General features: G+C 54.9%; 25 protein-coding genes. 18 read left to right on the forward strand and 7 right to left on the reverse strand.

Features of this window, described 5'->3' with window-relative positions; all coding sequences use genetic code 11:
• Nucleotides 1-169: 169 nt before the first annotated feature.
• On the reverse strand, nucleotides 170-655 hold the full coding sequence (locus ABE504_RS27520; protein ID WP_430095032.1) for a hypothetical protein: 486 nt from the start codon (nucleotides 653-655) through the stop codon (nucleotides 170-172).
• A 166-nt stretch (nucleotides 656-821) separates the two neighbouring features.
• Here ABE504_RS27520 and ABE504_RS27525 point away from each other — a divergent pair, with 166 nt between their 5' ends.
• Both ABE504_RS27525 and ABE504_RS27530 read left to right on the forward strand, forming a co-directional pair.
• On the forward strand, nucleotides 822-1,499 hold the full coding sequence (locus ABE504_RS27525; RefSeq protein WP_430095033.1) for a response regulator transcription factor: 678 nt from the start codon (nucleotides 822-824) through the stop codon (nucleotides 1,497-1,499).
• Nucleotides 1,496-2,710 carry a HAMP domain-containing sensor histidine kinase gene (locus tag ABE504_RS27530; RefSeq protein ID WP_430095035.1) on the forward strand — a complete coding sequence of 405 codons (1,215 nt, stop codon included), beginning with the start codon at nucleotides 1,496-1,498 and terminating at the stop codon, nucleotides 2,708-2,710. The genes ABE504_RS27525 and ABE504_RS27530 overlap by 4 nt, the downstream gene beginning before the upstream one ends.
• A 713-nt stretch (nucleotides 2,711-3,423) precedes the next feature.
• On the opposite strand, the gene ABE504_RS27535 is transcribed toward ABE504_RS27530, so the two are convergent.
• The 3 genes from ABE504_RS27535 to ABE504_RS27545 all read right to left on the reverse strand — a co-directional run bounded on the left by ABE504_RS27535 (nucleotide 3,424) and on the right by ABE504_RS27545 (nucleotide 5,587).
• Nucleotides 3,424-3,822 (reverse strand): DUF2500 family protein, encoded by a 399-nt coding sequence (locus ABE504_RS27535; protein WP_430095036.1) that lies wholly within the window; start codon nucleotides 3,820-3,822, stop codon nucleotides 3,424-3,426.
• A 42-nt stretch (nucleotides 3,823-3,864) separates the two neighbouring features.
• A complete protein-coding gene (locus ABE504_RS27540; RefSeq protein WP_430095038.1) occupies nucleotides 3,865-4,338 on the reverse strand; it encodes a hypothetical protein in 474 nt (157 codons plus the stop codon).
• Between the two features lie 172 nt (nucleotides 4,339-4,510).
• Entirely contained in the window at nucleotides 4,511-5,587 is a 1,077-nt protein-coding gene (locus ABE504_RS27545; RefSeq protein ID WP_430095039.1) for a M42 family metallopeptidase, read from the reverse strand.
• Nucleotides 5,588-5,735: 148 nt separating this feature from the next.
• Here ABE504_RS27545 and ABE504_RS27550 point away from each other — a divergent pair, with 148 nt between their 5' ends.
• Entirely contained in the window at nucleotides 5,736-6,461 is a 726-nt protein-coding gene (locus ABE504_RS27550) for an MBL fold metallo-hydrolase (protein ID WP_430095040.1), read from the forward strand.
• A 20-nt stretch (nucleotides 6,462-6,481) separates the two neighbouring features.
• Nucleotides 6,482-7,057 carry a WHG domain-containing protein gene (locus ABE504_RS27555; protein ID WP_430095041.1) on the forward strand — a complete coding sequence of 192 codons (576 nt, stop codon included), beginning with the start codon at nucleotides 6,482-6,484 and terminating at the stop codon, nucleotides 7,055-7,057.
• Between the two features lie 433 nt (nucleotides 7,058-7,490).
• Here ABE504_RS27555 and ABE504_RS27560 read toward each other — a convergent pair whose 3' ends face one another.
• Together ABE504_RS27560 and ABE504_RS27565 are read right to left on the reverse strand one after the other, a co-directional pair.
• Complete coding sequence (locus tag ABE504_RS27560) at nucleotides 7,491-8,228, reverse strand: DNA-3-methyladenine glycosylase family protein (RefSeq protein WP_430095042.1); 738 nt, start codon at nucleotides 8,226-8,228, stop codon at nucleotides 7,491-7,493.
• Nucleotides 8,229-8,366: 138 nt separating this feature from the next.
• Complete coding sequence (locus ABE504_RS27565; RefSeq protein ID WP_430095043.1) at nucleotides 8,367-9,581, reverse strand: DUF3231 family protein; 1,215 nt, start codon at nucleotides 9,579-9,581, stop codon at nucleotides 8,367-8,369.
• A gap of 247 nt (nucleotides 9,582-9,828) precedes the next feature.
• Between ABE504_RS27565 and ABE504_RS27570 the strand changes: the two genes are divergently transcribed.
• From ABE504_RS27570 to ABE504_RS27605, 8 genes are all read left to right on the forward strand, one after another.
• Entirely contained in the window at nucleotides 9,829-10,395 is a 567-nt protein-coding gene (locus ABE504_RS27570) for a glycerol-3-phosphate responsive antiterminator (protein WP_430095045.1), read from the forward strand.
• Nucleotides 10,396-10,403: 8 nt separating this feature from the next.
• Nucleotides 10,404-11,903 (forward strand): glycerol kinase GlpK, encoded by a 1,500-nt coding sequence (gene glpK / locus ABE504_RS27575; RefSeq protein ID WP_430095096.1) that lies wholly within the window; start codon nucleotides 10,404-10,406, stop codon nucleotides 11,901-11,903.
• A 136-nt stretch (nucleotides 11,904-12,039) separates the two neighbouring features.
• Entirely contained in the window at nucleotides 12,040-13,815 is a 1,776-nt protein-coding gene (locus ABE504_RS27580; protein WP_430095046.1) for a glycerol-3-phosphate dehydrogenase/oxidase, read from the forward strand.
• A gap of 611 nt (nucleotides 13,816-14,426) precedes the next feature.
• Nucleotides 14,427-15,158 (forward strand): hypothetical protein, encoded by a 732-nt coding sequence (locus ABE504_RS27585; RefSeq protein ID WP_430095048.1) that lies wholly within the window; start codon nucleotides 14,427-14,429, stop codon nucleotides 15,156-15,158.
• Between the two features lie 216 nt (nucleotides 15,159-15,374).
• Nucleotides 15,375-16,070 (forward strand): response regulator transcription factor, encoded by a 696-nt coding sequence (locus ABE504_RS27590; protein ID WP_430095050.1) that lies wholly within the window; start codon nucleotides 15,375-15,377, stop codon nucleotides 16,068-16,070.
• A 62-nt stretch (nucleotides 16,071-16,132) separates the two neighbouring features.
• The gene (locus ABE504_RS27595; RefSeq protein ID WP_430095051.1) at nucleotides 16,133-16,276 is read left to right on the forward strand and encodes a hypothetical protein; all 144 of its coding nucleotides are present in this window, start codon (nucleotides 16,133-16,135) and stop codon (nucleotides 16,274-16,276) included.
• Between the two features lie 12 nt (nucleotides 16,277-16,288).
• Nucleotides 16,289-16,798 (forward strand): glycosyltransferase, encoded by a 510-nt coding sequence (locus ABE504_RS27600; RefSeq protein ID WP_430095053.1) that lies wholly within the window; start codon nucleotides 16,289-16,291, stop codon nucleotides 16,796-16,798.
• Nucleotides 16,799-16,921: 123 nt separating this feature from the next.
• Nucleotides 16,922-17,509 carry a TVP38/TMEM64 family protein gene (locus tag ABE504_RS27605; protein WP_430095055.1) on the forward strand — a complete coding sequence of 196 codons (588 nt, stop codon included), beginning with the start codon at nucleotides 16,922-16,924 and terminating at the stop codon, nucleotides 17,507-17,509.
• Nucleotides 17,510-17,534: 25 nt separating this feature from the next.
• Here the strand turns inward: ABE504_RS27605 and ABE504_RS27610 are convergent, their stop codons facing one another.
• Nucleotides 17,535-18,263 carry a DUF421 domain-containing protein gene (locus ABE504_RS27610; protein ID WP_430095057.1) on the reverse strand — a complete coding sequence of 243 codons (729 nt, stop codon included), beginning with the start codon at nucleotides 18,261-18,263 and terminating at the stop codon, nucleotides 17,535-17,537.
• Nucleotides 18,264-18,464: 201 nt separating this feature from the next.
• Between ABE504_RS27610 and rpiA the strand changes: the two genes are divergently transcribed.
• The 6 genes from rpiA (at nucleotide 18,465) to ABE504_RS27640 (ending at nucleotide 26,398) form a co-directional block, all read left to right on the forward strand.
• On the forward strand, nucleotides 18,465-19,142 hold the full coding sequence (rpiA, locus tag ABE504_RS27615) for a ribose-5-phosphate isomerase RpiA (RefSeq protein ID WP_430095058.1): 678 nt from the start codon (nucleotides 18,465-18,467) through the stop codon (nucleotides 19,140-19,142).
• Between the two features lie 215 nt (nucleotides 19,143-19,357).
• A complete protein-coding gene (locus ABE504_RS27620) occupies nucleotides 19,358-20,323 on the forward strand; it encodes an ABC transporter permease (RefSeq protein WP_430095098.1) in 966 nt (321 codons plus the stop codon).
• Between the two features lie 17 nt (nucleotides 20,324-20,340).
• On the forward strand, nucleotides 20,341-21,216 hold the full coding sequence (locus ABE504_RS27625) for a carbohydrate ABC transporter permease (protein ID WP_430095060.1): 876 nt from the start codon (nucleotides 20,341-20,343) through the stop codon (nucleotides 21,214-21,216).
• A gap of 41 nt (nucleotides 21,217-21,257) precedes the next feature.
• On the forward strand, nucleotides 21,258-22,781 hold the full coding sequence (locus ABE504_RS27630; protein ID WP_430095062.1) for an extracellular solute-binding protein: 1,524 nt from the start codon (nucleotides 21,258-21,260) through the stop codon (nucleotides 22,779-22,781).
• A gap of 85 nt (nucleotides 22,782-22,866) precedes the next feature.
• The gene (locus ABE504_RS27635; protein WP_430095064.1) at nucleotides 22,867-25,164 is read left to right on the forward strand and encodes a helix-turn-helix domain-containing protein; all 2,298 of its coding nucleotides are present in this window, start codon (nucleotides 22,867-22,869) and stop codon (nucleotides 25,162-25,164) included.
• Between the two features lie 85 nt (nucleotides 25,165-25,249).
• Entirely contained in the window at nucleotides 25,250-26,398 is a 1,149-nt protein-coding gene (locus ABE504_RS27640) for an enolase C-terminal domain-like protein (RefSeq protein ID WP_430095066.1), read from the forward strand.
• The last annotated feature ends 452 nt before the right edge of the window (nucleotides 26,399-26,850 follow it).

Raw genomic sequence — 26,850 nt, forward strand, 5'->3', positions numbered from 1 at the left:
TTGCTTGACGTACCCCCGGTACACCTTCACAAAAGTTCCTTGCATGGAACGAAAATTCGGCCAAATCTGCGACCCTCAGAGTATTCAGACACGGCCGACGCCTGATCAACAAATACCCTCTGGCAGACCTGTTAGGGTGCTCAGAGGGTATTTGTGCAGTATATCAATCCTAACCGCCGTTTTCCTGGATGACGTTCTGGATTTTCTGCAGCCGAATGTATTCGGACTTGGCGATTTGCGGGCGGAAATATGCGTACAAATACGCGGCATCGTGGAACGCCAGTCCGGGGTAGCAGACGACTTCCTGCACGGCGTGCGGGTTATCCATGATCACTTGCCACTCGCCGGTGCGGTCGGAGGGAGCGATGACGGTATAGACGTGCTTTTTGGCGGCGACGGTGGCTTCGAGCTCATCCCAAATGCGCTCCCACGAGGGGCTGAAGGCGACAGGCTCGGGAAAAAGCCTTTTCGCTTTGGCGATGGATTGCTCCAGATTCACGATATCCTCATCTTTCGCCTGCTTGATGGCTTCGGTCAGGCTGTCCAGCAGTCTCCTGAATCCGGCGTACCCTTCGGCTGTGACTTCCTGTTTGAAGGCTTCTTCCGCTTCCGCGGTGGTCAATTGCGTGAAATCCGTTACTAGGCTGTTGCGCATGCTCGGCACCCCTCCATACGGCTTCTTTTCCAAAATGTATCATAAAATTTTTCCCGAAGAAAGCACCTCTATGCACGCCATGCAAGAAAATGCGCGCGGTTTAAATTGAGTTCATAATTTTCGTGTAAGCTAAGGCTATCGAAAAGGTAAAGCGAGGCTGAGGAACATGGCACCCATTATGGTTGTGGATGACGATCCGTATATTCGCGAGTTGATCCGCGTTTTTATGATGAAAGAGGGCTTCGAAGTGGTCGAAGCGGAGGACGGCGTTCAGGCGCTGGAGAAGCTGCAGACCGTCCAGGTCGATCTGATCATTATGGATATTATGATGCCCAATATGGATGGCTGGGCGCTCTGCAAGGAGCTGCGCGAGCATTACGATATTCCGCTGCTGATGCTGACAGCCAAAGGGGAAATGTCGCAAAAAGTCAAAGGCTTCGAGCTCGGCACCGACGATTATCTGGTGAAGCCGTTCGAGCCGATGGAGCTGGCGATGCGGGTCAAGGCGCTGCTGAAGCGCTACAAAATCGCGTCTTCCCAAACGATTCAGGTCGGCGATCTGACCATGAATCGCAAAACGTACGAGCTGACGGTCGGCGAAGAGAACATCACGCTTCCGCTGAAGGAATTTGAGCTGCTCTACAAGCTGGCGAGCTATCCGGGTAAAACCTTCTCCCGCGATCAGCTCATCGAGCAGATCTGGGGGTTCGATTATGAGGGCAACGAGCGCACGGTCGACGTGCACATTAATCGGCTGCGCGAGCGGTTCCCGGAGGATCGGCACGGGTTCCGCATCGCGACGATTCGCGGGCTGGGCTACCGGATGGAGGTCGCGAAGTCATGAGCGGACGGGATGTGGAGGCGCAGCGGCAGCGCCGTGCGGAGCGCGAGCGGAAGCGGGAAGAGCAGCTTGCGCGGAAGGAAGAGCTTCGGCTGGCCCGGCAGCGCAGCGCTGGCAGGCGTGGCGATGGATCTCAAGGCGGCCACAACAAACTGACGCCAGTGCAGATTATGCAGTCAATCGGCTTTGCGCTGGTCATTTTCCTATTGATTACGTTTTACTGGATTTGTGTCTTCTATCTGACAGACTGGTTGTATACGTACTGGCAGAAGCGGCCTACGGAGGTAGTCGCGCAGCTGATCAATTCCGTCGGCGGGATGATTCTCTGGGGCGTGACGATGTCGATTTTGGGACGTTTCTTCCGGAATAAGCAGATGGAGTTCTATAAAACTTTGATTGAAGCGATGCGGCGGATGGCGCGGGGAGATTTCAATGTGAACGTGGAATTGAGCCCGCCGAATGGAGCTTTTAACGAAATCGTGCACTCGATCAATTACATGGCGACGGAGCTGGGGCAGCTCGAGCAAATGCGGCAGGAGTTCATCTCCAACGTCTCGCATGAGATCCAGTCGCCGCTGACGTCGATCAGCGGGTTTTCTCGCGCACTGCAGAACGAGCAGCTCTCTCCGTCTGAGCGCCAGCATTATTTGACGATCATCGAGACGGAATCGATGCGGCTTTCGAAGCTGAGTGACAACCTGCTGAAGCTGTCGTCCCTGGAGTCGAAGCACCATCCGTTTGAACTGCGGACGTATCGACTCGATAAGCAGCTGCGCAATCATATTTTAGCCTGCGAGCCGCAGTGGGTGGAAAAAGACATCGAGATGGACGTGGAGCTGGACGAGGTAAGCGTCACGGCCGATGAAGACCTCCTGAGTCAGGTGTGGACGAATTTGATCCATAACGCGATCAAGTTCGCGCCGCAGGGGGGCGTCGTTGGCGTGAAGCTGAACAGCGGAGAGAATGAAACGGTCATCCGCATTTCGAATAACGGCGAGCCGATCGCGGAGGAGGATTTGCCGCATATTTTTGAACGGTTCTATAAAGGGGATAAGTCGCGCAGCCGTACCCAAGGCGGCAACGGTTTAGGGTTATCGATTGTCAAAAAAATTATCGATATGCACCACGGCGCCGTGAGCGCCCAAAGCGCTGCGCAGAAGGAAACGTGCTTCATCGTGAAACTGCCGCATGTGGAGCAGGGGATGAAAGTCTAAACACATAAACAGAGGCCACCGCTTATCCAAGATAACCGGTGGCCTCTACATTTCGCTATACATATTCAATTGACCCTGCACACGCTCCCATCAGCTGTTGCTAACAACTTCGACATGAACCAGTGACGTTTCCTTTCCTCAGAAGTGGGTGGATATGATGACTTTGGATTCCCACATGCCGATTGAACGCGACTCGCGGTTCAGCGCAATTCCTTCTGTCGATTGAAGGAAGGCGGGCATGCTTCGCTAACGTGGTCCATTGGACTATCCCCTTTCAGCGGTTAGAGATATTCCGGGCTCATGAGGAGCAGCTTTGCGTTCCGTACAGCTTGTCCATCCCTGAGCTCATATATAGGATAGCCCATTATTAAAATTTTGTAAATATTCAGATTATTCGGATAAACGCGAAAAACGGCCGCATCCTGCTTGTTTTTGGGGATATGCGACCGTTTTCTTTGTTTTTAGCAAGCATTCGACAGGAAGTAAGGATTGTGAAGTAACAGAAGAGGAACTACATGACGCTAATTGCACGAATTTAGCTTTTTTGCGTGTCAGAGGGATTGAGGAGGCCTTATTTGCGTCGCTTTGGATGAAATGGGCGGCTGGGAGGCCGAATAAGGTCGTCTCGCTCCGCTTCCTTGCCGAATTCAGCGAAATTCACAGAGATAACGGCGTATCGTTCCGCAAGCCGGGGGGCCGTATGGAAAAGTTACTTACGCAATAAAACTGCGGCGAATGACAAATTGTTTGCATAAGGAGTCTTTAAAAAGAAGAGTGCCCTGGTCGCCTTCCCTCAGTCGGAGAAATAAGGGCTTATCGATCCAGAATTCCTGCCGGCTGCCGTCGATGAATTGAAACGTCGCATAGTACGTCGTCCCGATTCGCGGTTCGTTCGGCGTGCTGACCTGCATGCGTTTGCTGACGAACTTGCAGGAGCAGTGATGGATGCCGGGCTCAGGGTACGGGTGGGAGGTCCAAGCCAGGAGCGACTTGATGACGGTGAATAGAAAGACACCTGCCGCAACGAGAAGCACGACCAGAAAAATGCTTAAAAACAGAACACTGTGGGTACCACTTGGCAAACTGTCATCACGGAAGCCATCCAACAACATAGAAGTCACTCCTTTGCTAAGATTGTGGTGGAAATCGACGAATTACAAAAACTGTTTCACAAAGCGGTAGCCGCTCTCTTGGGAACCGATCAGCGCATTGTCTGTATGACGAGGATTCGCAGTTAACGCGTCCGGTTCGGACGGCAGGCCGGAAAGCCACCACATGCCGGAGCACCCGTGCTCGCTCGCCAATTGTTCAGCAAAGTCGGCCAGTTGCTGCCGGGGCGCAGCTTCGGCCAGCAGGGATGCTTCGCCAAACGTGACCGCCGTCCCTTCGCTGCGACGGATGCGAAAGCCCAACGTGCCTAGCAGGCGGCCGTGCTCTTCATAGACGTAGAGCCTCTCGTCGGGAAGGTCCAACATATTGAGCATTCGGCTTGCTACGTGAATGGGGGAGATGGTTTTGCCGGTTAGGTTGATGATGAATTCAGTAATCATTTGCGTGTCTTGGGAAGTTGCTTCGCGAATGGTGTGCGTCATAATGGTCCTTTCTTTAATCGGAGTCAGCCTGATCATAGTTCTCGGTTAACATAACGGACGTGTCGGAATCGTTGAGGCTCTATTTAATTATACCATATATTGGAACATAAGTTCTATATTTATCTAAAAAAGGAATTTATTATTAGCGTACACAAATAGACTGTAAGCCGCGCTGCAGTAGCCCGGCTTACGGATGTGACGCTCTGATTTATGCCCGCTCGAGAATGGTGTTCAGCGTCGTGCGGTCGCTTGCCTGCACAAGCTTCACGAGCAGCTCTTTCGCGGCGGCGTAGTCGTCGACATGCAAAATCGACGTCGACGTATGGATGTACCGCGCGCATACGCCGATGACCGCGGATGGGATGCCGCGCCCCATCGTGTGCACCTGCCCGGCGTCCGTGCCGCCGCCGGAGATGAAGACCTGGTACGGGATCTTATGCGTCTCCGCCATATCCTGAATGAACTCGACCATCCCGCGATGCGTAATCATCGTGGGATCGAAGATGCGCAGCAGGGCGCCGCGGCCCAGCTGCCCGAAGGCGCTGCGGTCGCCGGTCATATCGCCGGCGGCACTGCAATCGAGCGCGTAGAACAGGTCCGGCTGAATCATCGTCGCAGCCGTCCTGCCGCCGCGCACGCCGACTTCCTCCTGTACGGTCGCACCGGCGTACAGGACGTTCGGGAGCTTCGGCCCGACGTGAAGCTCCTTGAGCAGTTCAATCGCGAGGCCGACGCCGTAGCGATTGTCCCAAGCTTTGGCCATAATCCGTTTCGGATTGGCCAGCGGGGTGAACGGGCAGATCGGCACGATCTGCTGCCCGAGCTTGACGCCGAAGCGGAGCGCTTCGGCTTTGTCTTCGGCGCCGATGTCGATGTACATCGTCTTGATGTCGGCCGGCTTGCTGCGCGCAGCTTCGTCCAGCAAATGCACGGGCACGGAGCCGATCACCCCGATGATCGGTCCCTGCTCCGTCATGATCTGCACGCGCTGCGCGGGCAGCACCTGGCTGAACCAGCCGCCGAGCGGCTGGAATTTCACCGTGCCGTGCTCGGTGATGCCGGTGACGAGGAAGCCGACTTCATCGAAGTGGCCGGCTACCATAATGCGCGGCCCGCTCTCGTCGCCGCGGACGACGCCGAACAGGCTGCCGAGGCCGTCCTGGACGAACTCGTCGGTATATTTGGCTAACTCGCCGCGGACAAAAGCGCGGATTTCCCGCTCAAAGCCGGGCGCCGCCTGCATTTCGGTCAATGTTTTAAAAAGCGCTAACGTTTCCGCATTCATAGAAAAACCTCGCTTACTTGGAATAGAACAGACGAGACTTATTTTACCACATTGGGCTTCGGAACACTCGGTAAGGAAAATGCCTATTTACAAAACTAATATCATTAGTCATTATACTAATATAAATAGTTAACGGGAGGCGTTTCGTATGAAGGTGACCAAACATGGGTATTTGTATCAAGTAGCGTTTATGCCAAGATTTTTTCCAGTGAATTGTTACCTGGTGGAGGAAGAAGCGGAGTTGGCCTTGGTGGATGCGGCATTGCCATTCAGCGTCAAGGGCATTCTGCAAGCAGCGGAGAAGATCGGAAAGCCGATCACCCGGATTGTGTTGACGCATGCGCATGGTGATCATGTTGGGGCGTTGGATGGGCTCAAGGAGGCTTTGCCAGGCGTACAGGTGTACATCTCGCGTCGGGATGCGAAGCTGCTGGCCGGTAATAAGGAGCTCGAGGCGGGAGAGCCGCAGCTGCCGATCAAGGGTGATGTGCCGAAAAGTTTAAAGACACGCGCCGACGTGCTTTTGTCTGAAGGGGATCTTATCGGTTCCTTGCAAGCTTGGGCAGCGCCAGGGCATACACCGGGTTCAATGGCGTTTCTGGATATGCGTAGCCGTGCGCTGATCGCCGGAGATGCCTTCCAGGTGCGGGGCGGTATGGCGGTTGCCGGCGTCGTGAAGCCGTGGTTTCCGTTCCCGGCTTTTGGGACGTGGAGCAAGGAAGTTGCGCTGGAAAGCGCACGCAAGCTGAGAGCGTTGGAGCCGAGCTTGCTCGCCGTCGGCCATGGGCGGATGCTCGAGAAGCCTGCAGCGCTGATGGATGCGGCGATCAAGGAAGCGACGGCCAAGGTTGACGGAGCATCAGCCACGGCATAGAGAAAGGAGTTCGATGACACATGGCAGCAAGACCGGGATTAGATCCGGAAGCGGTATTACAGGCGGCGATCGCCTTGGCGGACCGTGAGGGGCTGGCGCAGCTTTCACTGGCTTCGCTGGCCGCCGCATTGAACGTGAAGACGCCCTCTCTCTACAATCACATTAAAGGCCTGCCCGATCTGAAAAGACAGCTGTCTCGCCGAGGGCTCATCCTCGTGAAGGACGCGATGGTCGAGACCGTCATCGGCAAGTCCGAGGATGCAGCGCTGCTGGCGGCGGGGCTGGCCTACGTCGGCTTCGCGCGAAAGCAGCCGGGGCTGTACGAAGCCGTCACGGCACCGCTGACGGATTACGAAGATCCGGAACTGCAGGATGCTGGCGCGCAAGTTGTCAGCTTCCTGCTGAAGCTGCTCGCGCCGTACGGCCTGAGCGAAGAGGATGCGCTGCACGTGGTGCGGGGGTTCCGCAGCCTCGTGCACGGCTTCGCTTCGTTGGAAGGGCAGAACGGCTTCCGCATGGGACTTGACCGGGACGAGAGCTTGCGTCGGCTTTTGCAGACGTATTTGCTGGGATTGCGGGCGGGGAGCGGGAAGTGAGCTGCGGGCTAAGCGTAGGTGTGGGGGGTGACCGCCGCCATGAGCCGGCGGAGCAACGCGCGCCGAGGATTTGCGGACGGTAAGGAAAGGGATTGTCCAGTTAAGCGCCGAAGGGGTGGCTGGTTGAAGGGTTATGGAGGCTTGACGCAGCAAAGTCAGGTGTGGATGAGCAAGCCGGACGTTTGAGTACAAGGAATGATCAGTTAAGCAGCTGGTGTTGTACCCTGGACTGGAAATGTTCCAGTTCATTTCGGGGGAAAAAGCAGAAACGAGCGCATGAACTGGAATTTCTCCAGTTTGTTGGCGTACTTTCGAGCATTTTCGGCGGAGTGGGCGGAATGAGCTGGAGGTTTTCCAGCTCAGCGGCCGACCAGGGCACGTTGGCGCCAAATGAACGGGAGGTTTTCCAGTTGAGCGATGGGGAGTCCCCCGCCTACGCCTCCCGCACCGGCGGCGCGCAAGCCTCCACCGGCAGGCCGGTATCGACCAATCCTGTGTCGATCGCCCGCCATAGGTACAGCGAGGCGTAGCTGCGGTAGGGCGCCCAGCCCGCCGCCTCTGCGGCGACGGCGAGGTAGTTGCGATCCGTGCGCTCCGGCAGCGCATGGAGCCAGCGGGCGGCGCGCTGCAGCCCGGCGTCGCCGATGGACAGGACATCGGGGCGGCCCAGCGTGAAGATGAGAAACATCTCCGCCGTCCAGACGCCGATGCCTTTGACAGCCGTCAGCTGCTTCAGCAGCTCGGCGGAGTCCAGCGCTTCCAGTTGATCCAGCGCGACGTCTCCGCTCAGCACTTTGGCGCTGAGGTCGCGGATGTAGCGGATCTTGGGGTAGGAGACGCCGCACTGGCGGATGGCTTCCTCATCGGAAGCAAGCACGTGCTCGGGGGAGATCTCCGGGATGAGCGCTTTGACGCGGTTTTTGATCGTCAGGGCGGCTTTGGCCGAGAGCTGCTGAGAAATAATCGACAGCACGAGCGATTCATATGGACGGAAGCTGGGCGTTAGTGTAATGTCGCCGATCAGCTCGATCAGCCGTCCTAGCTTGGGATCTGCCTGCGACAGCGCGAGAATAGCGGGATGCTGGGCGTGCAGATGAATAGAAGCGGTTTGGGACGCGGTTATGGCGATTCCTCCTTCAGAGTCAGTTTCGTGCGCCTCGATAAGCAGCATACCGTCGAAAATGTCGGCGCTTACATAGATCTGGATAGCAATATCTTATCATCTATGCCTAACGGCTTCCAAGTTTACTAGTTTCCTTTCATCGGTTCGTTAAGCGCAAAAAAGCCTGATTGCTCAAGCTTTTTCCGCTTATCTATCTGAACCTTGCGCTAAAGCGTTTCTGTCAATCGCTTCCGGTTGCTTTTCCAGCCACCCATGTTTAACCATAATGTGATAACAATCAATGCCTGCCTGCATCGCGTGGTTCATTACATTTTTGTAGTTTGCGATCATATCCGATCGTAAGCTGGAGCCTACTGCTGCCGCATAATACGAAAGAGCCGCGTTGACTAAAAATGCTGCGTGAAACATCATCAGCTTGTCCGAAAACGGGCTAATCGTAGAATCCGTGATCTCGGCATCCCATCTTGCAGGCACGGGCAAATTATCCTGCATCAGCAATTCGTTGAAACTATCCGTGTCTTTTCCCGCTAATTTCACGTTTTTCAGCATAAATTTACGGACTTCTTCCCGTTCGGCCACTTGGCTGAAAGCTAAACTTAATGAGCTGACAAATCCGGTTTTTTTCGAATTAAAGAACAAGTTGGTGAGTTCGGAGATATTGAGCGGCCGCTTGCTCCCGAATAAATTTTCGATGATGCCCATGGAATCAACGAACGCTACCCCATGCGGCGAAGGAATCGAAGGGACACCTGTGTACTCGGTTTGTGTTTTAGCCAAACTGGTAATTTTCTGGAACAAGTCTTTGGTCGTGGCGATGCAGTCAAAAAAGTAATTTTGAATATCTTCCCGCTCGGAGCTGGTCACGGCTAGGCTATAAGCGGTCAACCCGTGAATGGTCATGATATTGGAGTAAAAAAGCAAAAATGAGTCGGAAAACAGCCGCGGAGCGCTCAGATTCACATCGCTATCCGTAAATCCAATCGGAATTTGGAAATTTGCGCTTTTCAAGAATTGTCTAATTTGCGTGATATGGCTTTCAGCCAATTGCAAAGCAAGTTCTAGAATAGGTTTTATTTGTGCATCTTCAACAATATTCAGGAAATACTTGTACACGCATACAGACATGCTGTCGCCCATGTACTGGAGCCAGAGTGCGGAGATCTCCGCGGCGGTTAGCGCTTTTTTTTCGACGAATCCCTGCTGATTTTTTTCCATGGCGCCAACGATCTGGCTCAGTAAAGCTGTGATTTCGGGATGAGAGGTGCCGGCGCTTTCCTTGTCTTGGATAATTTCCGCTAAAATCTCTGCTAACAGATGCTGGTTTTTCTTCGTTGCGCTCACAATTTGATTTAAAAGTTCTGCTAATCCGGAGTCCGTTTGATTGTGCGTTGCGTTGCTCAAAGGCATTACCCCCAATTGTGGTTAATATTGGTCTTATATATAAGATTATTGTGTGGTATTTGCTAGGAAGTATGCATTTCCCCCGAAGCCAATGAAAGTGGGGTCATTGACACATTGCCTCTACGTTCAGTACAATACAAATAAGTTAATAACTGTGACGGAGATCGGGAGACTCACTTTGGATTGCCTTTAAAGAGACGGCATATCTTGAGTGAGTCTTTTTGTCTGCGGGTGAGGGGGGAGAAGCATGGAGCTGCAGGATCAGCGCATTTTGCCGGCTATTCGGAAAATGAAAGATTTGGAAAAACTGATGAAATCCCGATACACCTACATCGTGCTCCTAGACAGTCACATTGGGCAGCTCAAAAGCATCGTCGATCTCAGCCGCGCCCACGGCAAAAAGCTGCTGCTTCACGCCGATCTCATCGAAGGGCTGAAAAACGACGAGTACGCGGCGGAGTTTCTCTGCCAGAGCATTCGGCCAGCGGGGATCATTTCCACGCGGGGCAGTGTCATCACGAAGACGAGGCAGAACGGTCTGCTCGCGATTCAGCGGCTTTTTCTGCTGGACAGCTCCGCGCTTGAGAAGAGCTACACCCTGCTCGAGCGCACGCAGCCTGATTATATCGAGGTCATGCCGGGCGTTATTCCGCACATCATCCGCGAGGTGAAGGAGCGGTCAGGCATTCCGATTTTTGCAGGAGGCTTAATCCGTTCGGTGGACGATGTGGAGCAGGCTCTGGGCGCAGGCGCGACGGCGGTGACGACGTCGAATAAAGAGCTGTGGCAGTATTACGAAAGGAGGCCCTACTAACCATGACAATGGGTTCCAAGCCCTCGTATATCTTATCTCTGGATCAGGGGACGACGAGCTCCCGGGCGATTTTATTCGATCATCAGGGCAGCATCGCACATATCGCGCAGCAGGAGTTTACGCAGTATTTTCCGCAGTCGGGTTGGGTGGAGCATGACGCCAACGAAATTTGGCTGTCCATTCAGGGTGTGATCGCCAAATTGCTGGCGGAGTCCGGCGTGCAGCCTGCGGAGATCGCGGGCATCGGCATCACGAATCAGCGGGAGACGGCGGTCGTCTGGGATCGGCATACGGGTATGCCGGTGTACCATGCGATCGTGTGGCAGTCGCGGCAGACGGCGGACATTTGCGAGGAGCTGAAGGCGCAGGGGCTGAATGATCTTTTCCGCGAGCGGACGGGGCTCTTGATTGATGCGTACTTCTCGGCGACCAAAATCAAATGGATCCTCGACCACGTCGAAGGCGCGCGCCAGCGTGCGGAGCAAGGGGACCTGCTGTTCGGCACGATGGACACGTGGCTCATCTGGAAGCTGACCGGCGGCAAAGCGCACGTCACCGATTATTCCAATGCGTCACGGACGCTGATCTATAACATTCACGAGCTGCGCTGGGATGATGAGCTGATGGGACATCTGGGCATTCCCGCGGCGATGCTGCCTGAGGTGCGTTCCTCGTCCGAGGTCTACGGGCACACGGAGGCAAGCCTTTTCTACGGCGCGTCTATCCCGATTGCAGGTGCGGCGGGTGATCAACAGGCGGCGTTGTTCGGGCAGGCGTGTTTTGAAAAAGGCATGGCCAAAAACACCTACGGCACCGGCTGTTTCATGCTCATGAACACCGGCAACTACGCGATTCCGTCGCGCAGCGGTCTGCTGACGACCATCGCCTGGGGCTTGAACGGGAAGGTGGAGTATGCGCTCGAGGGCAGCATCTTCGTGGCGGGCTCGGCGATTCAATGGCTGCGGGACGGCCTGCGGATGATCAAATCCGCGCCGGACACGGAAGCTTACGCGAAGCGGGTCGACTCGACTGACGGCGTGTATGTTGTGCCGGCTTTTGTCGGGCTGGGAACGCCCTACTGGGACAGCGATGTCCGTGGCGCGGTGTTTGGGTTGACGCGGGGGACGTCGAAGGAGCATTTTATCCGGGCGACGCTGGAGTCGCTGGCCTACCAGACCAAAGACGTGCTGCAAGCGATGGAGGACGACTCGGGCATCGAGCTGACGAAGCTGCGCGTGGACGGCGGTGCGGTGCGCAACGATTTTCTCATGCAGTTCCAGAGCGATATGCTCGGCGTGACGGTGGAGCGTCCGGTCGTGAACGAGACGACGGCGCTGGGAGCGGCGTATTTGGCAGGCTTGGCCGTAGGCTTTTGGCAGGATAAAGCGGAAATTGCCGCGCAGTGGCAGGTGGACCGGGCGTTTGATCGTGAGATGGAAGCGGCGCAGCAGGAGAAGCTGTACGGCGGCTGGAAAAAAGCGGTGCAGGCAGCTATCGCTTTTAAATAACGAGGACTCATGCTATACTGAAGTTAACAAGTTCATATTCGGTTGGAGACTAGGAGAAACCACAGCGGACCTACACGTGCAGACGTGCTAGGGAAGTTGTGGTTTTTTATTTTATCGGACAAAGGGAGAGGTAGACATGATACACACATTTAGCGGGTTCAAAAGAAAAGAAATGCTGGCGGCGATGACCGCACAGAAGTTCGATGTTATCGTCATCGGCGGGGGGATTACAGGGGCCGGGATCGCGCTGGACGCGCAAAGCCGGGGACTCAAGACGGCGCTGATTGAGATGCAGGATTTTGCTTCAGGCACGTCGAGCCGTTCGACGAAGCTGGTGCACGGCGGGCTGCGCTACCTCAAGCAGCTGGACGTCAAGGTCGTGGCGGAAGTGGGCAAGGAGCGCGCCATCGTGTACGAAAACGGGCCGCATGTGACGACGCCGGAGTGGATGCTGCTGCCTTTTTATAAGGGCGGTACGTTCGGCAAGTTGTCGACGTCGCTGGGGCTGCGCGTGTACGATTTCCTCGCGGGTGTGAAGCGCTCGGAGCGCCGTCGGATGTTTAGCCCGGCCGGGACGTTGGAGCTGGAGCCGCTGTTGAAGCGGAATGATCTGCGGGGCGGCGGGTACTACGTTGAATACCGCACGGATGATGCGCGGCTGACGATTGAAGTGATGAAAAAAGCGGTGGAGCTCGGCGCGATGGCGGTGAATTATGCCAAGGTGGAGGAGCTTGTGATGCAGGACGGCAAGCTGGTCGGGGTGAGGGTTGTGGATTTGCTGGACCGGGATCAAGGGCAAGGTGGCCAAGGTCCAGGGAGTGAAGGCCGCGTACAAGTGGGGGAAAGCGTGAAGTCAGGGGGCGAAGGCCAAGAGCAGGAGCACGGTCAGTCTGGCGGCACCTACACGCTCTATGCCTCCAAAATCGTCAATGCGACCGGCCCTTGGGTCGATACGCTGCGGGAGATGGACCGCTCGAAGCAGGGCAAAACGCTGCACCTGACCAAAGGCGTGCACCTCGTGTTCGATCAGCGCCGGTTTCCGCTGCGGCAGGCGATTTATTTTGATACGCCGGACGGGCGCATGGTGTTTGCGATTCCACGGGATGGCAAAACGTATGTCGGCACGACCGACACAAACTATAAAGGGGATATGGCGAATCCCCGCATTACAGAGGCGGACCGCGCGTACGTACTGCGCGCCGCGAACGGCATGTTTCCGTCCCTCGGCTTGACCGAAGCGGACGTCGAGTCGAGCTGGACCGGGCTGCGCCCGCTGATCCATCAGGAGGGCAAAGACCCGTCCGAGATTTCGCGCCGCGACGAAATCTTCGTCTCGGATTCCGGCCTCATTTCGATGGCCGGGGGCAAGCTGACCGGCTACCGCAAAATGGCGGAGACGGTCGTGGACAAGATCGCCGCCATGCTGGCGGCGGAAGGGCGCGCGGCGGCGGTGCCGCCGAGCCGTACCCGCACGCTGCCGATTTCCGGCGGCGAGGTGGGCGGCTCGGTGAAGCTGCAGCCGTTCGTGCAAGCGAAGGTCAACCAGGGCCTCGGCCTGGGGTTGACCGCGAAGGAGGCTGCGCAGCTGGCGCACCGGTACGGCTCCAACGTGGACGCCGTCTATGCGCTGATCGCGCAGTATAAGGATGAAGCCGCGCGGCGGGGCATGCCCGCGGCGGTGCTCGCTTCGCTCGTGTACGCGATCGAGCACGAGATGGCCGTGAAGCCCGCGGATTTTTTCATCCGCCGGACGGGGGCCCTCTTCTTCGACATCGCGTGGGCAAGGCAGTGGAAGGCGCCGGCGGCGGCCTTCCTGGCGGAGCGCTTCGGCTGGAGCGAAGCGCAGGTGAAGGCGTACAGCGCCGAGCTCGATCGGCTGCTGGAGGAGGCGGTGCACCCGCTGGAGGCGTAGCGGGTCGCTATCGTGTTACGGGCTCCTAAACTTCCAAATAAGATACCGCCGTTATCTTATTTGTCTAGCGAAATGTATGGATTCCAGTTGGTGAAATAAGCACTCCGCGAGTGCTTAATGAACGAAAGTCAGCGCTTTGCGACGGAATAAGCATCCCGCGAGTGCTTATTGAACCCAATACTCTGCTTAACGGGCAGATTTGGAAGAAATAAGCACTTGTCGAGTGCCTATTGGCCGAAATCCGGCGCTTCGCGGCTGAATAAGCGCTCCTCGAGTGCTTATTCAGCTTAGTACAGCTCAACCTGACCCCATTTTAAGGGAAAATCCTGCAAATAATACATCAAAAGTGAGCCGATGCTCCCCAAAACAGGAGCAAATCGCGTTTCGCTGGACTTTTTGATGTAGGTTTTGCAGGATTTTTTCTATTTTCCGCGATTTTTTGGAAAAGGGATGTACGTTTTACAGGAGCATAGGCGGCCTCCGCTGCATCTGATCTTGCTTTTCTGCAACACCTGGAAAATTTCAGCAAACCCTCATTTTCCATTCACTGTGCGTTCACGCAGCCGAGCTATGATTAGGCGAAACTCATACGATGAGAGGGGAAGCATGCGATGAATATTTCTAGTTCAAGCCTGTATTCGTTGTACAAGCAGAACACGTATCAAGTGACGGACAGCACAAGCACGGATTCGAGCAGCACAACTGCCGCCACGCAGGATGCCAAATCAAAAAAAGCTGCCAGCGACTCCTACGAAGTCAGTCCGGAAGCGCAGCAGTTGTATGCGCTGCTTCAGCAGCAAACGGTCGGCGGCACGGAAGAAACGGACGCAGTAGGAAGCGTCACGTCCTCGGACAGCGCTTCGACAAGCACGCTTTCCGCGGATGATCTGGACCGCCTCCTTGCCCAGCTTGCGGAAAAGCTGTCGGATGCAGCTGATTCGACCGCCTCCAAAGCAGCCGGCGGGAAGCCGCCGATGGGCCCGCCGCCGCCGGGTGGCAGACCGCCTGGCGGACCTGGAGGCCCGGGTGGCCCCGGTGGCCCCGGTGGTCCGAACGGCGCGGGCAGTACGGAGGAGACCTCCACGGAGGACTCCCTGCAAGCACTCCTGCAGCTGCTGGATGAGCAGGATGACGACGAGGACGACGCAGACGGCGTAGATGCGACGGACGGCACAGCGTCCAGCAGTCTCTCCGCAACATTGTCCGCCACGGATTCGACACAGGCGCAGGCGTCCACCCAGGCAGACGACACGGCAGCCGAAGCGGATACGAATCAGGCCGCCATCGCGCAGAAGCTGCGCGAGCTGCTGGAGCGGACGTATTCGCGCACTTCTTTGTTTTAAGTTCGACCGAAGCCCTCTGCCTCGCGTCCTGACGCGGGTGCGGGGGCTTTTCTCTGTCGGCGGATAGGGTTGCTGGGCTCGGTGATGCGCTGTTTTGCATGCGGCCGCCACCACCTATTTTTGTTCAACAGACATTCAGGTTCTATTCAGTTCAGATTCAGGCTCGTTCGATACACTACAAGTTATAGTGATGGCGAGAAAGGAGGGATTTCGGAAGTGGCGCGTATTCTTCTCATTGATGAAGACAATCCCTCCCGGCAGGGGCTGGCGGAGCAGCTTCGCAGCGAAGGTTTTGCCGTCGAGTGTACGGACGATCATCGATTGGCGGCACAGCTGATTGAACAGCTGCAAGTGGATTTGATAGTGCTCGATGTGACGGCATCGCAGTGGAACGGCTGGCAGCTTGCGCGTGAATTGCGACAGCAGGCGGAGCTGCCGATGCTGCTGCTTGGTCACGGCGGCGACCCGACGGTTGTGGTGAAAGGCTTCCAGCTTGGCGCCGAGGACTATTTGGCGAAGCCCGTGCATGCGGAGGAGCTGATCGTGCGTGTGCGAGCGCTGCTGAAGCGGCATCGGATGCCGAACGTCATCCGAATCCAGCTCGGCGATCTGCTGATCAATAAAGCGACGCATGAGGTACGCGTGCGGGAGCAGCGGCTTTTTTTGCCGCTTAAGGAGTTTCAACTGCTGTTTATGCTGGCTAGCAATCCGAACCAGATCTTGTCCAGATCACAGCTGATCGAGCACGTGTGGGGGGCGCAGTATGAAGGCGGGGAGCGAACAGTCGATGTTCATGTTAAAAGGCTGCGGGCCAGACTCGGCGCAATCACGCCTTCGATCCGGTTCCTTTCTGTGCGCGGCGTCGGGTACCGGTTCGAAGTGGAAGAGCAGTCAGCGCTCGGCGATGCATAAAAAATAAGCGGAAGCTTACAATAAACTCGCTTACCATTTTGTGCATCAAGGAGTAGAGGATTATGGGAAAAAAGTTAATCATCGGTTGGTTGGCCCTGCTGCTTGCCACCGTCGGTTTTGGGCAGGCAGGCTCGTCTGTGAAGGCCGCGGAGCTAGATCGGCATGAGCCGGTTGTGGCGGCCTGCTACAGCGCCAAAATGGCCTAGTTCCAGGCGGCCATGCAAAAGCTTTGGATCGACCACGTCGTCTGGACGCGAAACTATATTGTCAGCGCAGCGAGCGGTTCGGAGGATCAGCAGATCACGCTGGCCCGACTGCTGAAGAATCAGCAGGATATCGGCGATGCGGTGAAGCCTTTTTACGGCGATGCGGCGGGCAATAAGCTGGCGGAGCTGCTGAAGGAGCACATCCTGCTAGCCGGCAAGCTGCTGGATGCGGTAAAAGGCGGCCATGAGGCAGAGGCCAAAAAGTACGATAAGGAATGGCACCGGAACGCGGACGATCTCGCGAAACTTCTAAGCAGCGCCAACCCATATTGGTCGCAAAAAGAGCTGCAATCCATGCTCTACACGCATCTGCAGTTCGTAACGGATGCCGTTACGGCGCGACTGAAGAAGGACTGGCCTGCAGACGTGACGGCCTTCGATAAAGGGGAGGCGCACATTGTAAAATTCGCGGATGTGCTTGCCAAGGGGCTGTTCCAACAGTTCCCGCAGAAATTCCAATAGACTGTACAAGCTGACGACGGCGAATGCGCGCGGGGTCAGCTTTTTTCATGCAAATTATGCTATAATTTTCTCATTGTGACGAGAGGAGCGGAGTGCCTGTCTAGGGCATATCCTATAACACCAATGGGGATTCATGAGTTTTTATCCTATTTTACCGAAAATAATTTGACGCGCCTGCTGGATCAGTATCGTTCGCTCGGACCGCTGCCGGGGCTGCTCATTCCCTTTATGAAGTCGTTCATTCCCCCGCTGCCCACGCTGGTGATCATTAGTGTCAATGCGGCGGTATACGGGCTGTGGCTTGGGTTTCTGTACTCCTGGATCGGGTTGGTATGCGGCTGTCTGCTGACATTTATCATTGTGAAAAAGGTGGCGGGACACCCCTATCTCGTACGCTGGTCGCAAAAGCCCAAGGTGCAGAAAAGTCTCACCTGGGCACGGCGTCAGGCTTTCAACTACGTGTTTATCCTCAGCCTCTTTCCGTTAGGTCCGTTCGTGGTTATTAATATGGCGGCGGGGCTCGTGCAGATGCGATTCCGCTCGTTCCTGCTCGCTGTTGCGACGGGCAAAGCAGTGATGGTGCTGAGTGTGTGCTTTATCGGCTACGATTTGAAGCGGTTCATCGCGAATCCGTTCGAGCTGCTGTATGTGGTGCTGTTTATTGCGGTTACCATGGTCATTATGAAGCGGGTGGAGCGGCGGTTTATGTAAAGGTGGCAAAAAAGACGAGCAGACGCTAATGGAGCGCTTGGTCGTTTTTTTCGGCTTCGATGCGGACTTTGTTCTGATCGTCAATGGTAGCCAGCACCACATCGGCCATGTCCGTATGTTGGGATGCGATCTGTTTTTGCAGCCAGGCAAGGTCTTTGCCATGCTGTGCGAGTGTCTTCGGCTCGGAGACGCCTTCTACGATAATCGGCTTCACGAGTGAGAAGGGGCTGGTAGGTATGTTTAAATCCTTTGCCGTTACGGTTTGGTATGGAGCCTCCAGGAAAATGGACATGATCCCTCCCGGCTCCCACAGCGCGAGTGCAACTTTGGCGACATCGTCCACCTGCTCTTTGCGGAGCTCGGAGAACAGGTGATCGACGGTGACGCGGGCTTTGCGCAGGTTCGCCATCTGCAGCTTGCCGTGGCGGACCAGGACAAGGGGCGGAGGGTCGAGAAAATGCTTCAGCACGTTCCACTTCATTCCCAGCCACGAGGTAGCGGCGTAGAGCACGACAAGGACGATCGTCGTAATCATGGAGCCCGGGAGCCCCAGATGCTCGTCGGAGAGTGGTTGGGCAATAATGTTGCCCAGGATCAGCGCGATGATAAAATCGAGAAAACGCAGCTGCGAGATCGAACGCTGGCCGAGCGCTTTGGCCGTCACTACGAGGAAGAGATAGTCAACGACGGCGCGCAAAGCCCATTCGATCGCTGACAGGGATTCCTGGCCGCGGTAAAAATCAAAAAAGGACAAGGTGGTCAAACTCCCCTCGGTTGGAATAGGATGGGATGACTTTTTTAACCTGCCCGCCTTGCGCTGAACCTATCCGTGCCGCTTCGCTTGAGTCCGTGAGTCCGTGGCTGTGAGGCTGACCCGGTACGAACCCTGGATCTTTCACCCGAGCGATCTTATGGTACACTGAAGATGAGAAGCCATTGAAAGGGGCGTGGCGGTATGGAAGCGAAAAAGGCCGCAGCCGAGCTGGCCTTGGAGCGCAGCGTGCAGGACGGGATGATTGTCGGTCTGGGGACGGGTTCGACCGCGTATTGGGCGATTCAGAAGCTTGGCGAGCTTGTGCGCCAAGGGCTGCGCATTCAGACGGTTGCTACGTCGGTGGCGTCTGAGGAACTGGCACGGTCGCTGGGCATCCCGCAGCTGGCAACAGCGGACATCACGGAGATCGATGTCACGATTGACGGTGCGGATGAAGTCGATCCGCAGTGGAACTTGATCAAAGGCGGCGGGGGCGCGCTGCTTCGGGAAAAAATCGTTGCTTGCGCAAGCCGCAAGCTGGTGATCGTCGTGGACGAGGGCAAGCTCGTCCAGCAGTTGGGCGCATTTCCGCTGCCGGTGGAAATCGTGAAGTTCGGCTGGGAGCTGACGCTGCGGAAGCTGCGGGCTATGGGCTGCGAGCCGGCCCTGCGCTTGGCGGCTGACGGCCAGCCGGTCGTGACGGACAACGGCAATTACCTGTTGGATTGCCGTTTTGGCGCGATCGCGCAGCCTGCGGAGCTGCAAGCGGCTTTGCAAGGCACTCCCGGCGTCGTGGAGAGCGGCCTGTTTATCGGCCTGGCGCGCGAGGTGATCGTCGGGTATAACGGCGGCAAGGCGGTCAGCCTTGTCCGATCGTAAAAAAAGCGGAGTTCGCCCCGTGTCATCGGGTGCGGACTCCGCTTTTTTATGTTCATGCTTTTCGCAACGTCATTCTGAATCTCTTCCAAAAAGCCAGTAATGACGGGGGATTTCCCTGAGAAAAAAAGTCCAATTGCGGCAAGAATGCTATTCTCGTAGGCTGTGAGTATCACTTCGAACACCAAGAGGAGCGAGAGGAGGTGTACAACACAAGAATGAACAGCGAACTCAGCCAATACGTACCTTCGGAATTGGGGTCCCCTACAGCAAAGCGGCGTTCCAGGATCTGGGCTATTATGAAGCGTGATAAATTTCTGTATCTGTTGGCGCTGCCCGGCATTGTGTTCATGATTTTGTTCAAGTATGTACCGATGTGGGGTATCATTATTGCTTTTCAGAATTATTCGCCGTACAGAGGTGTGCTTGGAAGCGACTGGGTGGGACTGGAGCACTTTATACGTTTTTTTTCCAATCCTGATTTTATGACGCTGTTCCGCAACACGATGGCGATTAATCTAATGAATTTGGTTTTCTACTTCCCGTTGCCCATTGTCGTCGCGCTGCTGCTGAATGAGGTGATGAGCAAGCCCTTCAAGAAGTTGATCCAATCGATCGTTTATTTGCCGCACTTCTTGTCTTGGGTCATCATTGTGGGCATCACCATTCTGGTGTTGACGCGCACCGATGGAGCTGTCAACAACTTGCTGGTGTATTTCGGCTTTGACAAAATCGACTTTTTGACAAACCCGAAGTTGTTCTGGATTTTGCTTACTGTGCAATCGATCTGGAAGGAAGCGGGCTGGGGCACGATCATTTTCCTGGCAGCGATTGCCGGGCTGGATACACAGTTGTACGAAGCAGCCAAGATGGATGGAGCGAAGCGATTGCGGCAGATTTGGCACATCACGCTTCCGGGAATCCGCAGTGTGATTCTGATCTTGCTTATCTTGCGAATTGGAAACATTATGGATGTCGGTTTTGAGCAAGTGTTCCTTATGGGGAATGGGGCGGTATCGGACGTAGGCGAGGTCTTTGATACGTATGTGTACCGGCTCGGCATTCAACAAGGGCAGTTCAGCTTCAGTACGGCTGTCGGGCTTTTCAAGTCAGTGGTTGGGCTGGTGCTGGTCGTGATCGCGAACAAGCTGGCCAAACGGTTTGGCGAGGAAGGCGTGTACTAGAGGAAGGAGGAGGAAGGATGAGAAAGAGCACAAAGGACCTCTTTCCGATTTTTAATTACGCGGTGTTGGCCCTTATTGGGCTAGTGACGCTGTTTCCGCTTTATTATGTCGTCGTGGTTTCCTTTATGGATCCATCGGAATACTTGAAGGGAGGGATCAGGTTATTTCCCTCTACGTGGTCTGTAGCTTCCTATAAATACTTGCTGTCGACAAAATCTTTCCTGAACGCCTCGATGGTCAGCGCATTCCTGGCTATTGTCGGCACATTCTGCAGTCTGGTTATCACGGCGGCGCTTTCTTATGCGCTTTCACGCAAAAGAATGCCGGCACGTCGAGCGATGCTGTTGTTAATTCTGTTAACGACGCTCTTCAACCCGGGGATGATTCCACCGTATTTGCTCATACGCGACTTGCATCTGATTAACAGCGTCTGGGCATTGATCATCCCGGTGCTGACCAGCGGCTGGTATGTCATTCTGATGAAGGGCTTCTTCGACAGCATTCCGGATAGTCTGGAGGAGGCGGCCCAGATGGATGGCTGCAATGATATCGGTATCTGGTTTCGAATTATTTTACCGTTATCTCTGCCATCGCTGGCGGCATTTGGACTTTTCTATGCGGTCAGCTACTGGAATACTTTCTTCTCGGCTGTGCTCTACATCACTGATGCTTCGAAATGGCCGCTGCAAGTTCTGCTGCAGAACATGTTGATCGATTCCTCTACAGCAGCAGGAGGGGGCGCCGCACAGGAGATGATGACTGAGCAGTCCATTCCTCCGGAGACTTTGAAGATGGCTGCTGTCGTCATTGCGACAGTTCCGATTTTATGCATTTATCCATTTCTGCAAAAGCACTTTGCCAAGGGCGTTATGGTAGGTTCAATTAAAGGGTAGATCATGAGGCAAATCCGAATAGGGATCAGGGGGTTATTCATTTGGTACAACGTAAACATGGTATAGTAAAAGGTGCAACAATTTTGACGGCGGCGGCGATCGCGTTAACGGGTTGCGGTGGTGAGACTGAAAAAGCGGCCAAAGTGACCGAGATCTCCATCATGACGAACTTCAGCACGCCGGAACCGCCGGGCGCCGACAATGTGATCGTCCAGGAAATCGGCAAACGCACGAATACGAAGTTAAATATTCAATGGGTCTCGTCCAATAACTATGCGGAGAAAACAAAAGTGACGCTGGCTTCCGGCGATATCCCGGATTTGATGTTCGTTTCCGATCCATTCGATCCGCTCGTGATGCAGATGGCAAAGGAAGGCGCGTTCTGGGAGCTTACGCCTGAGCTGATCAAGGCATACCCGAATTTGGCAGCCTATCCCTCAGCAGTGTGGGAAAACTCCAAGATGCAGGATGGCAAAAATTATGGCATTCCTGCAGTTCGCCCAATGGGCGGGTGGTCTTTCTTCAATATTCGTAAAGACTGGCTGGATAAGCTTGGCATGAAGATGCCGGAAAACATGGACGAATTATTCGAAACGATGAAGGCTTTTACGTATAACGATCCCGACGGTAATGGAAAGCAGGACACGTTTGGACTGGCTGGCAATCAAGGCTCCTTCCTATTCGAGCCGCTGTTTAACTCAACGCAGGGCAAATGGAAGCTGAAAGATGGCAAACTGACGCATATTTACCTGGAGCCGCAAACCCGTGATGCGATTCTATACGAGAAAAAGCTGTACGACGAGAAAGTGATTCCTGAGGACTTTGCAGTGCTTAAACTGAGCCAGTTCGAGGATATGGCCAAGTCGAATAAAGCGGGCATGTGGGTCGATACAGTCGAGGCCTCCTGGCGTCCGACAGAGGAACTTCGGAAAACGATCCCGAATGCAGATTTTCTGCCGATGACGTACTTGATCAGCCCCGAGGGCAAGAAGATGGCCTATCAATGGCGTGGCTTCAACGGGATCTTCCTGATTCCGAAAAAGGTGTCCGAGGAGAAACTGAAGACCATTTTGCAATTGATGGATTATGGCTCAACGCAAGAAGGTACGGACCTCGCTTGGTACGGTTTCAAGGATGTACACTATACCGAGAAGGACGGCATCAAGCTGGCCACGGAACAAGCCAAGAAAGATATTGTCTCTCAAAGTGCGTTAGGTAAAATTTTCAGTCGCGACGAGAAGTACCTATGGGCTTACCGGACAGGGATGCCTGCCGATGTGTTTGAGCGCAACAAGAAGATTGTCGACGCACGGGAACCCTATCTGGTCGGCGACATTGGCAACGGTTTATACTCGGAAACGGCGAACAAATTCGGCGCGGAGATCGATAAGAAGGTAGACGATCTGCGGGTCAAAGTCATCATGGGTAAAGAGCCGATTAGTGCTTGGGATAATTTTATACAAGAACTGTCCAAGGACGCGACTTCCAGGCGATCATTAAGGAAGTCAACGAATCGTATCAGAAGCGGATCGCTGGCAAATAGGAGATTGGCGGGAAACATGTAGTTACAATATCAACAGGAAGCGGCTCATGGGTTATTTGCTCAGGAGCGCGCTTCCTGTACGAGTATATAGGATGGGATGGATGGGCATGAAGAAGCGGCTGGGGAAGGGATTGCTATTATATCGGGGACACGCATTCCGGCGGAGCTTGCTGCTCATTCTGATTGTCACAACGATTCCCACGCTTCTGATTGCAGTCAGCAGTTATTATATCGGTGTCAGCTACATCGAGCGCGAGGTTGAACGGACGCATAAGCTGCAGCTTGACTACACGGTCAAGCAAGTTAGCGACGCGCTTGGACATCTTCAGGTCAGCATGAACCAGTGGACACTGAATCCGCTGACGAGCGATAAGCTCAGAGGCATTGATTTTAAAGAAAATTATGCGTTCAGCAAGGATTTTTTTGAGTCCCTGACGGTTTTGAACAACAGCAGCGCGCTAATTGATCAGGCTTTTGTGTATTTGGAGAGCCCGCCTCGTCTTATTTCGGACAGCCAAGGGATTCACAAGCTGGAAGCCAGCGGAGCCAAGCCATATCACGAGCTGCTGGAGGCCAAGGAACGCCTGTTCTGGCGGATGCTCCAAGCGCCCGCGCTCGATGGGCTGTTCGTCATTCACAAGCTGCCGGTAATCGGCGAGCCCTTCGGAGCAATCATGGCTCGAATAAACGAGAAGCAGCTTTTAAATTTGGCGGGCTTCGACGAAGGTTCGGGCGGCACTGCCTTTATCCTTGACAGAGAAGGAACATTGCTGTCACGTGAGTTGTTCTCCCCTGCCACTAGGGAGATGAACGAGGCGCTCGTTAAGGAGATGAGCAGGAAGCAGGAGAAATCCCCTTCCTTCCGTTGGAGTTGGGGCAGCGAGTTGTATGTGGTATCGACGGCAACCATCCCGATCACCGGCTGGGAGCTTGTTTCGGCCGTGCCGATGTCCGAATTTCTGAAACCGATTGTGCTCGTTTCCCGGCTTATTATGGCGGTGGGGCTGATCAGTCTGTTAGTTGTTCTGCTCAGCTCGTGGTATGCATCGGTACGGCTGGTTCAACCGATTCATCGGCTTATCCGTACGCTGATCTCCCCAACTGGACCGGAACCGCTGCTCGTCCCGAAGGACGAGATTCAGTACATTGAGGAGCAATGGCGGAATTTGAGCAGAGAAAGTCATTTGCTGCAGTCTCGGCTGGAGGGGCAGCACTCCTCGCTGCGGACGGGGTTCTTGTTGCAGTTGGTGCAAGGCCACTTGCGGCTGTTGCAGGAACAGGAGATTACGCAGCGCATGGAGCAGTACGGCTGGGAACCGGATGGCCAGCAATTTGTCGTTATGGTCGTACAATTGCTCGGTTTTCATCGGCTGCAAGGGTCCTTCCGCGAGGATGAACAGCCGCTCGTGACGTTCGCAGCGGTGAATATTATTGAAGAACTGACAGGCAACGACAATATATCCGTTATGAATTTGCATGATCTATCTGTCGGTTTGTTCACCATGGTTCCACGGGAGGTGTCTCCTGCCGAGGTTGCTCAGCGGCTAAAGCAGATGGCTGCGGAGATTGGCCACAGTTTGCACCGCATTTTGAAAATGGATACCGTTATCGGTCTGGGTCAACCGGTGTCTGCCATCAGCCGCATTCCGCTCGCGTGGGAAGAAGTGCAGCAGGCGCTGAGGCACAGAAAGCTGGATGTGCCCAACCAGATTATTGACTTGAATGAACCAGTGAGCGAGCACGCGGAATCCAGATATCCATTCACCTTGGAGCAGGATCTGGTCCATGCGATGCTTAGCGGCTTGGGGGAAGAGAGCCACCGACTGCTGGGTTTATTTTTCCAGGAGTTGAAGGCGCATGCGAAGCGGGAGCTGCTGCTGCAGCAGGGCAGTCTCAAGCTTTTGGGCGCTGTGCAGGGCGGTTTGATGCAATCGGATATGATGCAGGCAGGTTCCCTGTTCGATTGGGGCCAACTCTACGTGGAGCTGCTGGCACTGAAGGATAGCGACGAGATGCAGGCCTGGTATTCCGCCCGGATCGTGGAACCGTTGATGGCGGAGCTGATGCATCATCAGAATGATCGAACGCACGATTTGGTTGAGCGGACGGTCGGTATGATTCGTTTGGAGTATCCAACGGATATCTCGTTAGACTTGTGCGCTGACCGCCTTGGCATCTCTTCGTCGGGTCTGAGCAAGCTTTTCATGCAAGTGACAGGCATGTATTTTGTTGACTACTTGACCAAGACGAGGTTGGACCGGGCCAAAGAGCTGCTTATCGGCACCGAGCTGAAAATGCAGGAGATCGCCGTACAGGTCGGCTATCAACCGACGTATTTTAACCGGATTTTCAAGAAACTGGAGGGCATGACGCCAAAGGATTTCCGCGAGCATAACAAATTGTAGACCTCGGGGGAGGAACGAGCTGTATACCTCCTGGGGAGAAGTAGAACTAACGTACGCCTTGAGCGAAGAAGGGAGTAAACTGGACATGATTATAGATCGTCTGGATCGGGTAACTGAGCCGATTCGCTCAATTGAGCTGTATCGCTATGACGTGAACGTGCAGCGGACATTCAGCCACGGGGCGTGGACCAACCGCATCCACGGATTTATCCGGATTTCAGTGGGGGATCGGAGCGGCTGGGGCGAAAATATTATGGCTGTCAACCGCGAGGAATTGGACTTGAACGAATGGCTCAGTCCGTTGCAAGAGCTGATCGGGATGTCCATCGGGGAAGCGGTTCGCACGGTGATGAGCCGGCTTACAGAGCTGGGCTCCAAGCGTGCCGAGATGGTGGAGACAGCGCTGCTGGATCTCGCGGGCCAATTGCTTGGTCAGTCTGCTCTTGAACTGTTGGGGCTGGAAGGCAAAGAGCCGGTTCCTGGGCTATTCTGTATTCTGGAGAACGACCCTGAGAAGGTGAGAGAACGTGCGCAATCGTCCTGGGATCAAGGATACCGCACCCACCTCAAGGTCAAACTGTTCGGGGACATTGCTCTGGATAAAAAGGTCGTCGAAGCCGCCCGTGACATCATGGGGCCGGAAACATTCATTGTCGGCGATGTGAATGACGGCTATCGGCCGAAGAAGAGTGATGAAAGCCTCGAAGGCATCGCAGCTTCGCTGCGCATTCTGCAAGAGGCTGGCCTCAATGCCTGTGAAGACCCAGCTAGCCTGACTGTGCCGCAGTGGATCGAGCTGCAGCGTCAGGCGGATACGCTTGAGCTGCTGCCCGACGCGCCTTTGCGCCCGGCGGTAGAGGCTGTACATTCGGTGACAACGGGCATGGGCGGCATTTATAACATTCATCCCGGCTGTGCAGGCTCGCTCATTCATGCTGTTGAGCTGGCACGCAAGATTCAGAGCTTCGGCGCCAGGCTCATGATTGGTGACGACAGTTTGGTCGGCCCTGCATGTACGGTTTGGCAGCAGCTTGCGATCGGTTTATCGGCCGATTGGGTTGAGGCGCTAGAGAAACCGGGCGAGTCGGATGCCTTCGCAACCTGCGTCATCGCTCAGGCTACATCGAGGACGGCTGACAGCCAGGTCAACCTGCACAGGAGCTCGCCAGGCTTCGGCCTTGTGCTGGACGAGAAGCAATTGAGACTCGTCTGCCGGGATTACGGCAAGATTTGATTTTAAGTAATGAAAGCTGCCGGTGGAGCCGACGGCTTTCTTTGCGTGCCCACCAGGAAAACCTCCAGTTCATTGGAGGAATGGTCGGAGGCAGACGCGGCGAGCACGACGGTGGCTGAGAGATGGAGGGTAGGTGACGAGCGCGGACATGTGTCAGATTAATTGGGCAGATTGTGCGCTAACGTGCGCCACAGCGGCTATTTTGGTGAAATCGGCCTGATTTCACCGAATTTCATCGAAATAGGCGCAATAGCGAGACTGTCGATTAATTGTGGACAGTTTTATCCGTGAACGGAAACGCGTAGAGAATGTATATGATTTTTCGAATACATATTCAAAATCAGGCCTCAAATCACGAAATGTGTATGATATTTCGAATAGAATTGATTGATTTTATGTGAATGCAGCACATTATATATGATTTTTCGTATACATTTTGTGTTCTCTCGCAG

This window comes from Paenibacillus oryzisoli (assembly GCF_050467285.1).
GTDB classification, from domain to species: domain Bacteria; phylum Bacillota; class Bacilli; order Paenibacillales; family NBRC-103111; genus Paenibacillus_E; species Paenibacillus_E oryzisoli_A.

Bases quoted from the DNA above. Each gene is read 5' to 3' on its own strand.
- ABE504_RS27555 (WP_430095041.1), top strand. From the start codon at position 6,482: ATGGCAGCAAGACCGGGATTAGATCCGGAAGCGGTATTACAGGCGGCG.
- ABE504_RS27600 (WP_430095053.1), top strand. From the start codon at position 16,289: ATGCAAAAGCTTTGGATCGACCACGTCGTCTGGACGCGAAACTATATT.
- glpK (WP_430095096.1), top strand. From the start codon at position 10,404: ATGGGTTCCAAGCCCTCGTATATCTTATCTCTGGATCAGGGGACGACG.
- ABE504_RS27535 (WP_430095036.1), bottom strand. From the start codon at position 3,822: ATGTTGTTGGATGGCTTCCGTGATGACAGTTTGCCAAGTGGTACCCAC.
- ABE504_RS27580 (WP_430095046.1), top strand. From the start codon at position 12,040: ATGATACACACATTTAGCGGGTTCAAAAGAAAAGAAATGCTGGCGGCG.
- ABE504_RS27550 (WP_430095040.1), top strand. From the start codon at position 5,736: ATGAAGGTGACCAAACATGGGTATTTGTATCAAGTAGCGTTTATGCCA.
- ABE504_RS27625 (WP_430095060.1), top strand. From the start codon at position 20,341: ATGAGAAAGAGCACAAAGGACCTCTTTCCGATTTTTAATTACGCGGTG.
- ABE504_RS27635 (WP_430095064.1), top strand. From the start codon at position 22,867: ATGAAGAAGCGGCTGGGGAAGGGATTGCTATTATATCGGGGACACGCA.
- ABE504_RS27585 (WP_430095048.1), top strand. From the start codon at position 14,427: ATGAATATTTCTAGTTCAAGCCTGTATTCGTTGTACAAGCAGAACACG.
- rpiA (WP_430095058.1), top strand. From the start codon at position 18,465: ATGGAAGCGAAAAAGGCCGCAGCCGAGCTGGCCTTGGAGCGCAGCGTG.
- ABE504_RS27540 (WP_430095038.1), bottom strand. From the start codon at position 4,338: ATGATCAGGCTGACTCCGATTAAAGAAAGGACCATTATGACGCACACC.
- ABE504_RS27525 (WP_430095033.1), top strand. From the start codon at position 822: ATGGCACCCATTATGGTTGTGGATGACGATCCGTATATTCGCGAGTTG.
- ABE504_RS27620 (WP_430095098.1), top strand. From the start codon at position 19,358: ATGAACAGCGAACTCAGCCAATACGTACCTTCGGAATTGGGGTCCCCT.
- ABE504_RS27570 (WP_430095045.1), top strand. From the start codon at position 9,829: ATGGAGCTGCAGGATCAGCGCATTTTGCCGGCTATTCGGAAAATGAAA.
- ABE504_RS27545 (WP_430095039.1), bottom strand. From the start codon at position 5,587: ATGAATGCGGAAACGTTAGCGCTTTTTAAAACATTGACCGAAATGCAG.
- ABE504_RS27560 (WP_430095042.1), bottom strand. From the start codon at position 8,228: ATGCTGCTTATCGAGGCGCACGAAACTGACTCTGAAGGAGGAATCGCC.
- ABE504_RS27530 (WP_430095035.1), top strand. From the start codon at position 1,496: ATGAGCGGACGGGATGTGGAGGCGCAGCGGCAGCGCCGTGCGGAGCGC.
- ABE504_RS27595 (WP_430095051.1), top strand. From the start codon at position 16,133: ATGGGAAAAAAGTTAATCATCGGTTGGTTGGCCCTGCTGCTTGCCACC.
- ABE504_RS27520 (WP_430095032.1), bottom strand. From the start codon at position 655: ATGCGCAACAGCCTAGTAACGGATTTCACGCAATTGACCACCGCGGAA.
- ABE504_RS27640 (WP_430095066.1), top strand. From the start codon at position 25,250: ATGATTATAGATCGTCTGGATCGGGTAACTGAGCCGATTCGCTCAATT.
- ABE504_RS27605 (WP_430095055.1), top strand. From the start codon at position 16,922: ATGGGGATTCATGAGTTTTTATCCTATTTTACCGAAAATAATTTGACG.